This window comes from Aquabacterium sp. (genome assembly GCF_029946005.1).
Lineage (GTDB): Bacteria > Pseudomonadota > Gammaproteobacteria > Burkholderiales > Burkholderiaceae_C > Aquabacterium.
In genome coordinates this window covers 112791-125644 of record NZ_JAQSDR010000008.1, presented here as the reverse complement: position 1 = coordinate 125644, position 12854 = coordinate 112791, and the positions used below count along the sequence as shown (strand labels likewise).

10 protein-coding genes are annotated in these 12854 nt (G+C 62.7%); 4 read left to right on the top strand and 6 right to left on the bottom strand.

From position 1 onward, the window contains the following. Positions 1–6 precede the first annotated feature (6 nt). Entirely contained in the window at positions 7–1167 is a 1161-nt protein-coding gene (locus tag PSV38_RS05565; RefSeq protein ID WP_366526642.1) for an FAD-dependent monooxygenase, read from the bottom strand. A gap of 102 nt (positions 1168–1269) precedes the next feature. Between PSV38_RS05565 and PSV38_RS05560 the strand changes: the two genes are divergently transcribed. Both PSV38_RS05560 and ychF read left to right on the top strand, forming a co-directional pair. After that, positions 1270–3114 (top strand): response regulator, encoded by a 1845-nt coding sequence (locus PSV38_RS05560; protein WP_300545753.1) that lies wholly within the window; start codon positions 1270–1272, stop codon positions 3112–3114. A 63-nt stretch (positions 3115–3177) separates the two neighbouring features. Continuing rightward, positions 3178–4269, top strand: coding sequence for a redox-regulated ATPase YchF (gene ychF / locus PSV38_RS05555; protein WP_300545751.1), 1092 nt, complete (start codon positions 3178–3180; stop codon positions 4267–4269). 71 nt (positions 4270–4340) lie between these two features. Here ychF and PSV38_RS05550 read toward each other — a convergent pair whose 3' ends face one another. From PSV38_RS05550 to PSV38_RS05540, 3 genes are all read right to left on the bottom strand, one after another. Beyond that, complete coding sequence (locus PSV38_RS05550) at positions 4341–4919, bottom strand: PEP-CTERM sorting domain-containing protein (RefSeq protein ID WP_300545749.1); 579 nt, start codon at positions 4917–4919, stop codon at positions 4341–4343. 84 nt (positions 4920–5003) lie between these two features. Further along, positions 5004–5942, bottom strand: a complete 939-nt coding sequence (locus PSV38_RS05545) for a DUF72 domain-containing protein (protein WP_300545747.1) — start codon at positions 5940–5942, stop codon at positions 5004–5006. After that, on the bottom strand, positions 5939–7678 hold the full coding sequence (locus PSV38_RS05540; RefSeq protein ID WP_300545744.1) for a RecQ family ATP-dependent DNA helicase: 1740 nt from the start codon (positions 7676–7678) through the stop codon (positions 5939–5941). Before PSV38_RS05540 ends, PSV38_RS05545 begins: the two co-directional genes overlap by 4 nt. 168 nt (positions 7679–7846) lie before the next feature. On the opposite strand from PSV38_RS05540, the gene PSV38_RS05535 reads away from it, so the two are divergent. Beyond that, positions 7847–8359, top strand: coding sequence for a chemotaxis protein CheW (locus PSV38_RS05535; RefSeq protein ID WP_300546032.1), 513 nt, complete (start codon positions 7847–7849; stop codon positions 8357–8359). 3 nt (positions 8360–8362) lie between these two features. Here the strand turns inward: PSV38_RS05535 and PSV38_RS05530 are convergent, their stop codons facing one another. Then, positions 8363–10981, bottom strand: a complete 2619-nt coding sequence (locus tag PSV38_RS05530; protein ID WP_300545740.1) for an FtsX-like permease family protein — start codon at positions 10979–10981, stop codon at positions 8363–8365. Positions 10982–11049: 68 nt separating this feature from the next. On the opposite strand from PSV38_RS05530, the gene PSV38_RS05525 reads away from it, so the two are divergent. Next, on the top strand, positions 11050–11802 hold the full coding sequence (locus tag PSV38_RS05525) for a YoaK family protein (RefSeq protein WP_300546031.1): 753 nt from the start codon (positions 11050–11052) through the stop codon (positions 11800–11802). A gap of 8 nt (positions 11803–11810) precedes the next feature. Here the strand turns inward: PSV38_RS05525 and PSV38_RS05520 are convergent, their stop codons facing one another. Next, entirely contained in the window at positions 11811–12851 is a 1041-nt protein-coding gene (locus PSV38_RS05520; protein WP_300545738.1) for an adenosine deaminase, read from the bottom strand. Positions 12852–12854 lie beyond the last annotated feature (3 nt).

Genomic DNA, 12854 nt, shown 5'->3' with positions numbered 1-12854 from the left:
TTGAATTCAGGCGTCAAGCGCGCGGCTGACCAGCCAGCGTTTGACAGGAGATATTTGATCTAACAGAGCCATGCCGGTGTTGCGAAGTTCCCTCAATGGTGCCCGATCATCGGCAAAAAGACGCAACAAGCCATCGGTGACCCCGGCCATGGCGCGGGTTGGCAGCTCGCGCCGCCGAGCGTAACGCCGAAGCAAACGTTCATCGCCTGCGGTGCGCCAAGGCTCCATGCGGCGCGACTCGGTCAAGGTGGACACCAGCGTGTCGACATCGGCCAAGCCCAAATTGAGCCCTTGGCCGGCCAAGGGGTGAAGCTGATGAGCGGCATCGCCCAGCAGGACCCACCCCGGGCCACTCCAGCGTTCGGCCTGGGCCAGTGCCAAGGGCCAGGCCGCCACGTGCGACCTCAAGGACAAGGTGCCCACCACGGCAGATGCCCCTGGATCAACCTCGTCAAGCGCCTGCCGCAAGGCGGCTTCGAACTCGGCCGGGGCCAGCGCCATGACTTCTTGGGCCCGAGCCTGGGGCAAGGACCAGACCAGGCCGTAAGACGAGCCCGGCACCGGGTCGTGAAACGGTAGCAAGGCCAAAACATCGGGTGAGCGAAACCACTGGCGGGCCACGCCCTGGTGGGGCTGGGTGCTGCTCAAACGCGCGGCCACGCCCCAATGGCCGTAGTCCGCCTTCTTGAAATCGACCCCCAGGGCGGCGCGGGTGGCTGAATGCTTGCCTTCGCAAATGGCCAACAGGTCGGCATCCACCGGTGGCGAGCCCTCGGCCAAAGGCGGCACCACGGTCACATGCGGGGCGAACTTCAAGGCTTCGCCCAGCAAACGCTCCAGGGCGGCCGCGTCCACGATCCACGCCAGCTCCGACACGCACTGCTGCCAGGCCGAGAAGGCCAAGTGCCCACTCCCATCGCCGCGAATCTGCATGTTGTGCACCGGGGTGGACGCCGATTGCAATGCTGGCCAGATGCGCAGCCGCTCCAATAATGCGACAGAGCGGGAATTCAGGGCGTAGGTTCGAATATCCTCCGCCTTGGCCTGACCGCCTTGTTCAGCGCATGCCCAGGCCACACGCCAGCCGTTGCTGGAAAGTGCCAAAGCAAGGCCGCGAGCCACAGCACCCGAACCGCTGATACACACGTCGAATTTTTTGATCGTCATCTAGGGATTCTAGGTAATCCAATGGCCGAATAAGCAAGACACCATCAAGTGTCGGGTAAGTGACATTTTCTGACCGATGAACAGGGACATGCATTGGATCAAGTGAAACAGCCTGAACCGCCCGGCGAAATGCGCCGCGACCGGTTCTTGTCTTTGATTGAACGAAAAACCGCGCTTGGGTTTTACCTCATCGCGGCGGTCGCCTGCCTGCTGGTATGGGGCAGCGAATTGACGGCGGGCATCAGCACACCCCATGACCGCTGGGCCCAACCCCTGCTGGCCCTGCTGCTGCTGTGGATGTGGGCCATGCTGCGCCGCAATCCGCAATCACTGATGCTGACGCAACGCGTGGTAGTGGCCGGTGTGTGCCTGTATTTCGTGGTGGGCTCACTCAGCGTCCTGATCTTCAACCAGCAGCCAGCCTCGCCTTACTGGATCGCCACCAATTTCCAGTGGATGCCCGTGGTGGCCTTGCTGATGCACATTGCCTGGCCGTGGCGCTGGGCGGTCGGCCTGTCGATTGCGCTGCTGGCGCTGGTGGCCATTCCGGCTTGGGTGCTGGAAGTTGGCGCGCAAGACGAGGTTTGGTCCGGTGTGGTCCGGTCCTTGGTGGTCAATGGCGTGTTGATGCAGGTCACCTTCCTGGTCAGCCTGCTCAGCGTCACACGCCTCAAGCATGGCGTCAGCCTGGTGGTCGCGGGCGATCCCCACGGCCCCACCGATGCGCGGGATGCCTTGAATGCCTGGGTGCAGGAGCGCACCTCCGAGCTGGCCCAGGCCCGTGACGCGGCAGAGACCGCGTCCTTGGCCAAAAGCCGTTTCCTGGCGGTCATGAGCCATGAGTTGCGCACGCCTTTGCACGCCATGCTGGTGTCGGCCGATCTGTTGGCCGACCACCCCGAGCGCGCCCGCGACCCGCGTGATGCGCTGCTGATCCAGACCATCCACAGCAGCGGCCAGCACCTGCTGACCTTGATTGACCAGGTGCTGGAGTTGTCGCGCATCGAGTCGGGCAAGGTGGAACCCGTGCTGGCTCCGTTTGACTTGTCGGCGATCGCGGACAAGGCACTGGCAGCCGTGTCACCCCAAGCCACGGTCAAGGGCCTGGAGTTGCGGCGCCATGTCAGCCCCAGTCTGGCCTTGAACCGCATGGGCGACGAACTGCGGCTCACCCAGGTTCTGATCAACCTGCTGGCCAATGCCATCAAGTTCACCGATCGGGGGCATGTGTCGCTCAGCATGGGCCCCAGCCCGGCCAAGGCCCTGGATGGGGTGGCTGGCGTGCGGCTGTCGGTCAGCGACACCGGGCAAGGCATGTCCCAGTCAGAACAGTCGCGCGTGTTCGAGGCCTTTTTCCAGGCAGACACCAACAGCACACGCACCAACGGTGGCGTGGGCCTGGGCCTGACCATCACCCAGGAGCTGGTGGGGTTGATGCAAGGCACCATCAACGTGAACAGCCGTGAGCGCCAAGGCACCCGCATCGACATCGATTTGCCGCTGGCAGTGTTGGCCGATGACGCCCGCGTGCCTGCGCGCCGGGTCTTGGGCAGGCCTGATCTAAAAGGCACCGAGGTGCTGGTGGTAGACGACGATCCCGTCAACAGCATGCTGGCCGCCGAGGTGTTGCGCGCGGCCGGGGCCACGGTGTTCACCGCCGACACGGGCCCAGCGGCTTTGGCATTTTTGCGCCAGCACACACCCAATGTGGTGCTGATGGATTGGCGCATGCCGGGCATGGACGGCCTGGAGGCCACACGCCGCGTTCGCCTGGGCGAAGCAGGCGCAGCAGCGCTGGATGTTCCTGTGTTGGGCCTGACGGCCAATGCCTTTTCGGAAGACCGCAGTGCGTGCCTGAACGCCGGCATGAATCATGTTCTGACCAAACCGGTGGACCGCCAACAGCTTCTGGAAGAGGTTGGATATTGGGCAACTCAGTCGGACTGAGCTCGCAAACACGCGATCACCGGTAAAATGGGGGGTTATCCACCCTCCAGTCCAGGAACGTCCATGAGCCTCAAATGCGGCATCGTGGGTCTGCCAAACGTCGGCAAGTCCACCCTCTTCAACGCGCTGACCAAGGCCGGCATTGCCGCCGAGAACTACCCGTTCTGCACCATCGAGCCCAATGTGGGCATCGTTGAACTGCCCGACCTGCGTCTTGCTGGCCTGTCGGACATCGTCAAGCCCGAGCGCATCGTGCCGGCCATTGTTGAGTTCGTCGACATCGCCGGCTTGGTGGCGGGTGCCTCGCAGGGCGAAGGCCTGGGCAACAAGTTCCTCTCGCACATCCGCGAAACCGACGCCATCATCAATGTGGTGCGTTGCTTTGAAGACGACAACGTGATCCACGTGGCCGGCAAGGTCGACCCGATCTCCGACATCGAAGTCATCCAGACCGAGCTGTGCCTGGCCGACCTGGGCACGGTTGAAAAAAGCCTTCATCGCTACAACAAAACCGCTCGCTCAGGCGACAAGGAAGCCGCCGCGCTGGTCAAGGTGCTGGAGAAGTGCCAAGCCGCGCTGGACCAGGCACAGCCCGTGCGTTCCATTGATTGGACCAAGGAAGAACTGGTGCTGGTCAAGCCGCTGTGCCTGATCACCGCCAAGCCCGCCATGTTCGTGGGCAACGTGGACGAAAGCGGTTTCGAGAACAACCCCTTCCTGGACCGTCTGAAGGAATACGCTGCCAAGCAGAACGCCCCCGTGGTGGCCATTTGCGCCAAGACCGAAGCCGAGCTGTCGGAGATGAGCGATGAAGACCGCAGCATGTTCCTGTCAGAGATGGGCCAGGACGAACCGGGCTTGAACCGCCTGATCCGTGCCGCTTTCAAGCTGCTGGGCCTGCAAACGTACTTCACGGCAGGCGTCAAGGAAGTGCGCGCCTGGACCATCCACATCGGCGACACGGCGCCTCAGGCGGCTGGCGTGATCCACACCGACTTCGAGCGCGGCTTCATCCGGGCCCAGACCATCGCTTTTGATGACTTCATCGCCTTCAAGGGCGAGCAAGGCGCGAAAGACGCGGGCAAGATGCGCGCGGAAGGCAAGGAGTACATCGTCAAGGATGGCGATGTGCTGAATTTCTTGTTCAACGTCTGAACGAAAAAGGCGACTTCAAAAGGCTGTTTAAGCCTTTTGAAGTCGCCAGATCAATGCCCCGCAGCAGTTGATCAGCGGCGGCGGCGCCTCACCGCGATGCCAACCACGCCCAGGCCTGCAGCCAGCAAGGCATAGGATCCGGGCTCTGGCACGGCCGACGTGCTGTACCACAACGACGAGTCCGCGCCCGAGATTCCCACCCCTTGGATGTGCGCCGCAAAGCTCAGCGTATCGAGGCTTTGATTGGCACCAACCCAGGTCCAGCTCACCGACTCGTTGTCAATCAAGCGGGCTTTTTTAGGCCCGGTGAGGTCAATGCGAAAGTCAAACACCCCGCCCGGGCCGCTGCCATTGCCGAACGCCACGGGTGAATCGCCCACTACAGACGAGATGGAACCAGTCTTGAGACCGTCGACCGCGATGGCACCCAGGAAAGAGTCAGGGCCCAGCAGGTCAAGGCCTTTCGCCGACAACGAGAAATTGAGGTCATTGCCGCTTTGGGTCACTGTCAGCGTGGCCAGATTGAGATCTTGCGGACCATTGCCTGACAACAAAGTGCCAAATGTGTAGGTGGCTGCCTGGCTGCCCAGGGCCACCATTGAAACCGACGCCGCCACGAGCGCCGCGCGCGCTGCATTTCTGATGTTCATCACTGTCCTCTGGATTGGTAAATGATATTGATGTGTGCACAAACACGTTTCAGTCAATTTATACGAAACCCGTTGGCCCATGTGTCAGGAAGCGTTTAACAACACCCCTTGTTCAGGGGGCAGGAAGGTCGAAATGCCCAGTTTTCCCATCAAGGTGACCGCGTCGAAAGGGGCCCTGACCTTGATGTCGTTGTCGAAGTAGCAATGGATGTCACGGTGTGCGCGCTTGGGCGGCGTGTGGTTTGAATCAACAAGGTGGGCATCCTTGGGCTGATCACCCTGCGACCAGACCGCCATGCGCGCGGCCCAATGGTCCAGGGCCTTGTCGGTGTACCCGCTGGCGTACAACTCGGCATCGCCATGCAGGCGCAAGTACATGAAGTCGGCGGTCACGTCTTCCAGATAAGGCCATTTGCCAGCCGTGTCGGCCACGACCAGCGCCACGCGGTGCTGGCGCAACATTTTGATGAAAGCCGGGGTCGCAAAGCTCTCGTGGCGGATCTCGATGGCGTGACGCAGGGGCCGGTTCGCGTCGATCTCCAGGCTTTCCCGCTTGGCCATGAAAGCGTCGCGCTGCCTGGCCAGTTTTTGCGCTTCTTCGGTGTCATGCGGCAGGTCTTTCAGAAAAGCCTCCATCAGGTCCGCATCGAAGTGAAAGCTGGGCGGAAACTGCCACAACACTGGTCCCAGCTTTTGACGCAAGCGCAACACGCCAGAGGCAAAGAAATTGGCCAGGGGTTGGCGCACATCCTCCAATCGGCGGATGTGGGTGATGTACCTGGGCGCCTTGACGCTGAAGACAAAATCATCCGGCGTCTGCTCAAACCATTGCGCAAAGCTTTCGGGCTTTTGCATGGCGTAGAAGGTGCCATTGATTTCAATGCTGGGCAAGGCGCGGGAGGCGAATTCCAGCTCACGGCGCTGCACCAGCTTCTTGGGATAGAACACACCACGCCAGGGCTCGTAGCGCCAACCTGATATGCCAATGCGGATGACGCTGTGGGGAGACGGTTTAACACTCATGCTGTTGACGCACTCTTTCGTCGCGATTTGGCGGGTTGCACACAGGTGGCCACGAAGCAGCGGGAGTCACCCGAGGGGAACTTCACGGTGACGGTTTCGGCATCGGCAGCGGTGACGGTGCCTTGCCCGTAGCGGGCCACGCGCACCAGATCGTTTTCGGCAAAAGCCGCATGCGGAGAGGCCAGCTGGGTGGCCATCGGGTGCTCGATGGGTGCTGAGGGTTGCTGGCGCTGTAAGGCGCTCAGGCGAAGGCAGTTGTCGCAGGTGCGGCAACGCTCAAAGTCCGCGCCTTCACCGAAATGCTCTTGAAGGACTTTCCAGCGGCACAGGCCGGTCTGCCCATAAAACACCATTTGCTCAAGCAAGGCCTTGTCGTGCTCACGTTTGACGCGATAGGCGCCAAGCAACTGATCCATGGCCGCATCGCTCAAGCCACGGCGCAGCAAACGCAATTCGCCCGTCCGGTTCTGCGCCACGATCTTCTGCTGGCGAAGCAGCCTCAAAGCCACTTGCAGCTTGTTGGACGGCCGGTTCAAGATTTGCTGCAGCCAGGGCAGCGTCCAGCGCTGGCCTGAGGGCGGGTCTTGAACCAGGGCGCGGCACAAGGCGTCGATGTCCTGCAGATCTGGATAGCGCCCTGCCATGAAGAAACGCTGCACAGCCCGGTCCCGATGAAGGTACAGCAAGCAGCAGGTGGCCGCTTGGCCGTCTCGTCCTGCCCTGCCCGACTCCTGGTAATAGGCGTCCAGGCCCGAGGGGATCTGGTAGTGCAAAACGAAACGGGTGTCGGGCTTGTCAATGCCCAGGCCGAAGGCGTTGGTGGCCACCATCACCCTGGCTTCGTTGCGCATGAAGGCCTCCTGGTTGGCGTGGCGCTCGGCTTTGGGAAGTCGGCCGTGGTACATCGTGACCGACTCGCCTGCGTCTTTCAAAGCCAGGTACACATGCTCCACAGTCTTGACAGTGGCACCATAGACCACGCCCGAGCCTGTGGTCGATTGCAAGAATGACAGGGCTGTGGTCATTTTTTCTTCCTCGCTCACCACCTGTTTGACTTCGTACCGCAGGTTGGCGCGGTAAATGCCGGTGTTCACCACGCCCAATCCTGGGGCGTCCAGCTGCCGAGCGATGTCGTCGATGACGTCGGGGGTGGCAGTCGCGGTGAGCGCCAGCAGCGTGGGCTGGCCTAACGAGGAGCGCGCGGCCGATATTTCCAAAAATGCGGGACGGAAATCGTGGCCCCATTGAGAGACACAGTGCGCCTCGTCCACCACCAGCAGACTGGTTGGGCGGTGTTTCAGCAAAGTCAGGAACTCGGGCGCCGCCAACCTTTCCGGGGTGGTGAAAACAATGCGAGCTTCGCCAGATGCCAGGGCCTCCTCGGCCTCGGCAACCTCGGGGGCGGCCATCGCACTGTGCAATTGCACCGCGTGCACACCGATGGCCTGCAAGGTATCGCATTGGTCTTTCATCAAGGCGATCAAGGGAGAGACCACGACGGTGCGGCCGGACAGCAGCAAGGCGGGGAGCTGATAGCAGAGTGATTTGCCTGCCCCGGTGGGCATGACGGCCAGGGTAGATTGCCCCTGCATGACCCGGCAGATCACGGCATCCTGCCCTTCTCTGAGGGCCTGGATGCGGAAGGTTTGCTTCATCAGGCGACGCAACCGGGGTTGCCAAGCCTCGCCGTCAGAGGTAGGTATGGCGTGGTCGATCGTGGTGGTAGGGGAACTCATCAAACCATGAGAGCAACCGGCAGGCCCACGGCCAGGGCTCAAGTTTCCCGGCCAATGACCGACATCCTGGGGAGACCATTTATTTTCGATTCGAGGACGTGTATGGAAGCCCTTCAAGTAGCCGCCCCCAAGCCAGCATCTGCGGTACGGCCCGGCGCGCCCGGCAGTATGTCCAGCCGGAGCAATCCAGCCCGTCAAATTCAGCATGCGGTATCGGGCCGTGAATTCCTCACGTTCCGCCTGGGTACCGAAGAATATGGCATCGACATCCTGAAGGTTCAGGAAATCCGCTCGTACGAGCCGCCCACCAAGATCGCCAATGCCCCCTCTTACCTCAAAGGGGTGGTAAACCTGCGCGGTGTGATCGTGCCCATCGTCGACCTGCGCGTGAAGTTCAACTGCGTGAATGCCCAGGGCGAAGGCGACATCAACGACTTCACCGTGGTGATCGTGCTGAATGTGCGCGGCCGCGTGGTCGGCGCGGTGGTGGACTCCGTCAGTGATGTGATCCAACTGGCCGAGCAGATGATCAAACCGGCCCCCGAAATGAGCGCCTCAATGGTGGACACAACCTACATCACCGGCATTGCCAACATCAACGAACGATTGCTGATTTTGATGGACATCGAGTCGCTAATGAGCAGCTCCGAGATGGGCCTGATCAGCAACCTGACACCTTGAACTTCACTGGGCAGCCCGCCGCAAGGTATTGACGACGGGCTGCTCCAACACACCTCGCAGGCTCCACCAGCCGGCCAGCGCCGCCAGCAAGGCCCCCACGGCCGCGCCCACCAAGGGCCACCACAGCGGCGCGTTCCAATCGAACTCGAACACCCAGCGGGCCAGCGCCCAGCCGACGCACAGCGCCGCGCTTGACGCCAAGGCTCCGGCCAAGGCCCCCACTCCCAGCAACTCGACCCGCTGCACTTTGGCCAGCATGCGCTGTGACGCCCCCAGGGCCTTGAGCACGGCCCAGTCCTTGGCCCGGCGCTCACGCGACGTCAACAAACCCGCCATCAGCACGATCAGGCCCGCCGCCAAGGTGAAGGCGAACAGGAACTCGACCGCTGCGATGACCTGGTCCATGATCCGGTTGATCTGCGCCAGGGTGGCCGACACATCCACCACCGTGACGCTGGGGAAGGACTGCACCAGGATGCGGTCGAGCTTGCCATCCGGCGGCGCGCGGAACGAGGTGATGAAAGTGGCCGGCCATTCGGGCATCGACGCCATGGGGGCCATCACGAAGAAGTTGACCCGCATGGAGGCCCAGTCCACCTTGCGCAGGCTGGTGATGCGGGCCGCGTGCTGAACACCGCCGATGTCGAAGGTGAGTTGGTCGTTCAGGTGCAGGCCCAGGGTCTTGGCAAGGCCCTCTTCCACGCTCAAGGCGCCCTTTTCGTTCGGCTGGTACCTGCCGGCGACCACTGGGTTGTAGGCGGGTTGTTGGGCTGAATAACTGAGGTTGAACTCGCGGTCGGCCAGGCGCTGGGCCCGGTCATCGGTGTAGTCCTCGGGCTTGACGGTTTTGCCGTTGATCGCCACCAGGCGGCCCCGGATCATGGGGTACCAATCGAACTGCTTGACGCCGGCTTTTTGCAATTGAGCCTTGAAGGGTTCAGTCTGGTCCGGCTGGATGTTGATGACGAAGCGATTGGGGGCATCGACTGGCGTGGCCGCCCGCCAACTGGCGATGAGGTCCGTGCGCAGCAGAACCAGCAACACCAGCGCCAGCAGGCCAATGGCCAGTGCACACACCTGCACCACGGTCTGACCTGGTTGGGCGGTGAGCTGCCGGGTGGCCAGCACCAACCAGGGGGGGGCCACGCCGCTGAGCTTGTTCAGCAGCCACTGAAGGATGAACACCGCCAGGGCACTGAGGGCCGCAAAGGCCAGCACGGCGACCGCGACGCCACCCAGCGCGATCGCGCCCAGCTTGACGTCACGCGCCACCATCATCAACAAGGCCAGCAGCGCTAACCCGCCCGCGCCCACGGCCATCACCGATGCGCCTTTCAGTTCGCCCACATCGCGGCGCAGCACGCGCAGCGGCGGCACACGGGCCAGTTGCAAGACCGGCGGCAGGCCAAAGCCCAGAGTGAGCACGACGCCCACGCCCAGCCCCAGGACCACAGGCCAGATGCTGGGCGCGGGCAAAGCCACGGGCACCAACTCGGACAGCAGCACCACGAACACCTGATGAAAGCCCCAGCCCAATGCCAGCCCAATGATGCTGGCCACCAGGCCGACGATCAGGAACTGGAGCCCATAGGTCAGTGCCATTTGATTTTGCGGCACGCCCAGGACGCGCAGCATGGCGCAGTCGTCCAGGCGCCGCTGGGCAAAATCTCGCGAGACCAGAGCCACAGCCACGGCCGACAGCAAGGCTGCCAACAAGGCCACCAGGCGCAGAAAAAGGCCGGCGCGGTCCAGGGTGGCGCGCATTTCGGGGCGGCCCTGGTCCAGGGTCTCCACGCGCAGGCCCCGGGTGGTTCTGGATTGCTGTTCGGCGGCTGTGACGAAGGATTGCACGGCCTTGGCAGAGGTGTTGGCCGCAGCGGACTTGCTGTTGCTGGCCCCAACGCCAGCATCACCAGCCCGGGCAGGCCCAGCCACCAGCAAGCGGTAAGTGACGCGGCTGGCGGGTTGAACCAGCTGGGTGGCGGCCAGGTCGGACTGGCGGATCATCACGCGCGGTGAAAAGCTCATGAAGCCGGCGCCCCGATCGGGCTCAATGGCAATGACCGAAGCGATCAGAAAGGACGCATCGCCCAACCAGAGCTGGTCGCCCACCCGCAGGTTCAGCACGGGGAGCAAAGACGCATCCACCCAGGCCTGCCCGGCGGGCGGCCCTCCCAAAGGCGCTTTGCCCGAGGGCGCCACCGAGCCGTCGGCAATCAGGCGGCCCAGAGTGATCTGGCCGCGCAAAGGGTACGCTTCGCTGACGGCTTTCAAGGCCACCAGCTTGCTGTCGCCGCCCCGCTCATCCGGCGCGCGGGCCATGCTGGGAAAGGCCGCGGTAGTGGCCTGCCTCAAACCCAGCTTTTGCGCTTCGCTGGCCAATGCCGACGGCATCGGTTGGTCGGCCACCACCAAGGCATCGGCGGCCAGCAGTTGTGCGGCATCGCGCACCAGGCCCTGCTCGATGCGGTCGGCAAAAAAACCCACGGCGGACAAGGCCGTGACGGCCAGCACCACGGCCACCAGCAGCAGGCGGAGGCTGCCCGAGCGCATGTCGCGCCAAGTTTGCTTGAGGGCCCAGCGCCAGGCGGGCACGGACGACACCGCTGAATTGATCGCCATGTGAATCCGTTTTACTTCCAAAATTGAAGGATCATTAGAACTCAAGCCGAATGCCCCCGCCCTTTGTCATGCCGATCAAGTATTTGCAAGGCCTCACCGCTCCCGAACGCACGCAGCAAAGCAACCTCCACCTGGGTGTTTCGTTGGCCTTCGTGGCGGGGGCCATCAACGCGGGGGGGTTTCTGGCTGTGGGGCAATACACCTCGCACATGACGGGCATGGTCTCGGGCATGGCCGATCACCTGGCGCTGGGCAAGTTGGACCTGGTCATCGCCGGGCTGGAGGCCTTGGTGGCCTTTTTGCTGGGGGCAGCCACTTCGGCCATCCTCATCAACTGGGCACGGCGCAGGGGCGGCCGCAGCGAGTACGCCCTGCCCTTGATGATCGAGGCGGGCTTGTTGCTGGTCTTTGGCCTGATGGGTGAACGGCTCAGCCTGTCCATGACGCTGGAGGTGTCGTTGACCATCGCGCTGCTGTGTTTCGTGATGGGGCTGCAGAACGCCATGGTGACCAAGGTGTCGAACGCCGAGATCCGCACCACGCACGTCACCGGCCTGGTCACCGACATCGGGATCGAACTGGGCAAGCTGGCCTATTGGAACGGCTCAACGCCCCACCCTGCTCTGGGCAAGGTCCAGGTGAACGCTCGGAAGCTGCGCATCCTGCTGGCTTTGACCGGCTCATTCATGGTGGGCAGCGTGGTGGGCGCGCTGGGCTTCAAGCACGTGGGCTATGTATCCACCGTGCCACTGGCGCTGGTTTTAGCACTGCTGGCATCGGTGCAGTTCGTGCCGCGACAATGGCACAAGCTCACCGAATGAGGCCTCAGTCAGGCGGCGAAGCGCTCGAAGGTCTGGTCCAGCTTCGCGATCCAGCCCGCCTTGTCTTCGTTGGAGGCAAAGCTGGCCTCGAAGCTGTTGCGCGCCAGGGTGTAGGCGGCCGAGGCGTCCAGGTTCAGCGCGGCAAAGGTTTCCAGGTAGTTCTGGTTCAGGTAGCCGCCAAAGTAGGCCGGGTCATCTGAATTGATGGTCACCTTCAGGCCCAGGTCGAGCATGGACTTGAGGTTGTGCTGGTCCAGGCTACTGAACACGCACAGCTTGACGTTGGAGAGCGGGCACACGGTCAGGGGCATGCCCTCTTTGACGAGGCGCTGCACCAGCGCCGGGTCTTCCACGCAGCGCACGCCGTGGTCGATGCGCTCAACCTTGAGCACGTCCAATGCGCTGATGATGTAGGCCGGTGGGCCTTCTTCGCCCGCGTGGGCCACCACGTGCAAACCCAAGTCGCGGCAACGGGCGAACACCCGGGCGAATTTTTCGGGCGGATGGCCGCGTTCGCTGGAATCCAGGCCGACGCCTACGATCAGCTTGCGCCAGGGCAAGGCTTCATCCAGGGTTTTGATGGCGGCCTCTTCAGGCAGGTGCCGCAGGAAGCACATGATCAAGGTGGCGCTGACGCCCAGCTCAATCTTGGCGCGCTGGCAGGCACGGTCCAGGCCTTTGATCACCACCTCGAAGGGCACGCCCCGGTCGGTGTGGGTTTGCGGGTCAAAAAACAACTCGGTGTGCAGCACGTTCTCGGCTTGCGCCTTGAGCAGGTAGGCCCAGGCCATGTCGTGAAAATCGTCTTCCTTGAGCAGCACTGAAGCACCCGCGTAATAGATGTCCAGGAAGGTTTGCAGATCGGTGAAAGCGTAGGCCGCGCGCAGGGCCTCGACGCTGGGGTAAGAGAGCGCCACGCCATTGCGCTGCGCCAGGGCGAAGATCAACTCGGGCTCAAGCGAGCCCTCGATGTGAATGTGCAACTCCGCCTTGGGCATCGCTTGCAGCAGTTCGGGCAAGCGGTTGGGTGCAATGGTCATGGCGCTCATCGG

Bases quoted from the DNA above. Each gene is read 5' to 3' on its own strand.
- PSV38_RS05565 (WP_366526642.1), bottom strand. From the start codon at position 1,167: ATGACGATCAAAAAATTCGACGTGTGTATCAGCGGTTCGGGTGCTGTG.
- ychF (WP_300545751.1), top strand. From the start codon at position 3,178: ATGAGCCTCAAATGCGGCATCGTGGGTCTGCCAAACGTCGGCAAGTCC.
- PSV38_RS05550 (WP_300545749.1), bottom strand. From the start codon at position 4,919: ATGAACATCAGAAATGCAGCGCGCGCGGCGCTCGTGGCGGCGTCGGTT.
- PSV38_RS05545 (WP_300545747.1), bottom strand. From the start codon at position 5,942: ATGAGTGTTAAACCGTCTCCCCACAGCGTCATCCGCATTGGCATATCA.
- PSV38_RS05540 (WP_300545744.1), bottom strand. From the start codon at position 7,678: ATGAGTTCCCCTACCACCACGATCGACCACGCCATACCTACCTCTGAC.
- PSV38_RS05535 (WP_300546032.1), top strand. From the start codon at position 7,847: ATGTCCAGCCGGAGCAATCCAGCCCGTCAAATTCAGCATGCGGTATCG.
- PSV38_RS05530 (WP_300545740.1), bottom strand. From the start codon at position 10,981: ATGGCGATCAATTCAGCGGTGTCGTCCGTGCCCGCCTGGCGCTGGGCC.
- PSV38_RS05525 (WP_300546031.1), top strand. From the start codon at position 11,050: ATGCCGATCAAGTATTTGCAAGGCCTCACCGCTCCCGAACGCACGCAG.
- PSV38_RS05520 (WP_300545738.1), bottom strand. From the start codon at position 12,851: ATGAGCGCCATGACCATTGCACCCAACCGCTTGCCCGAACTGCTGCAA.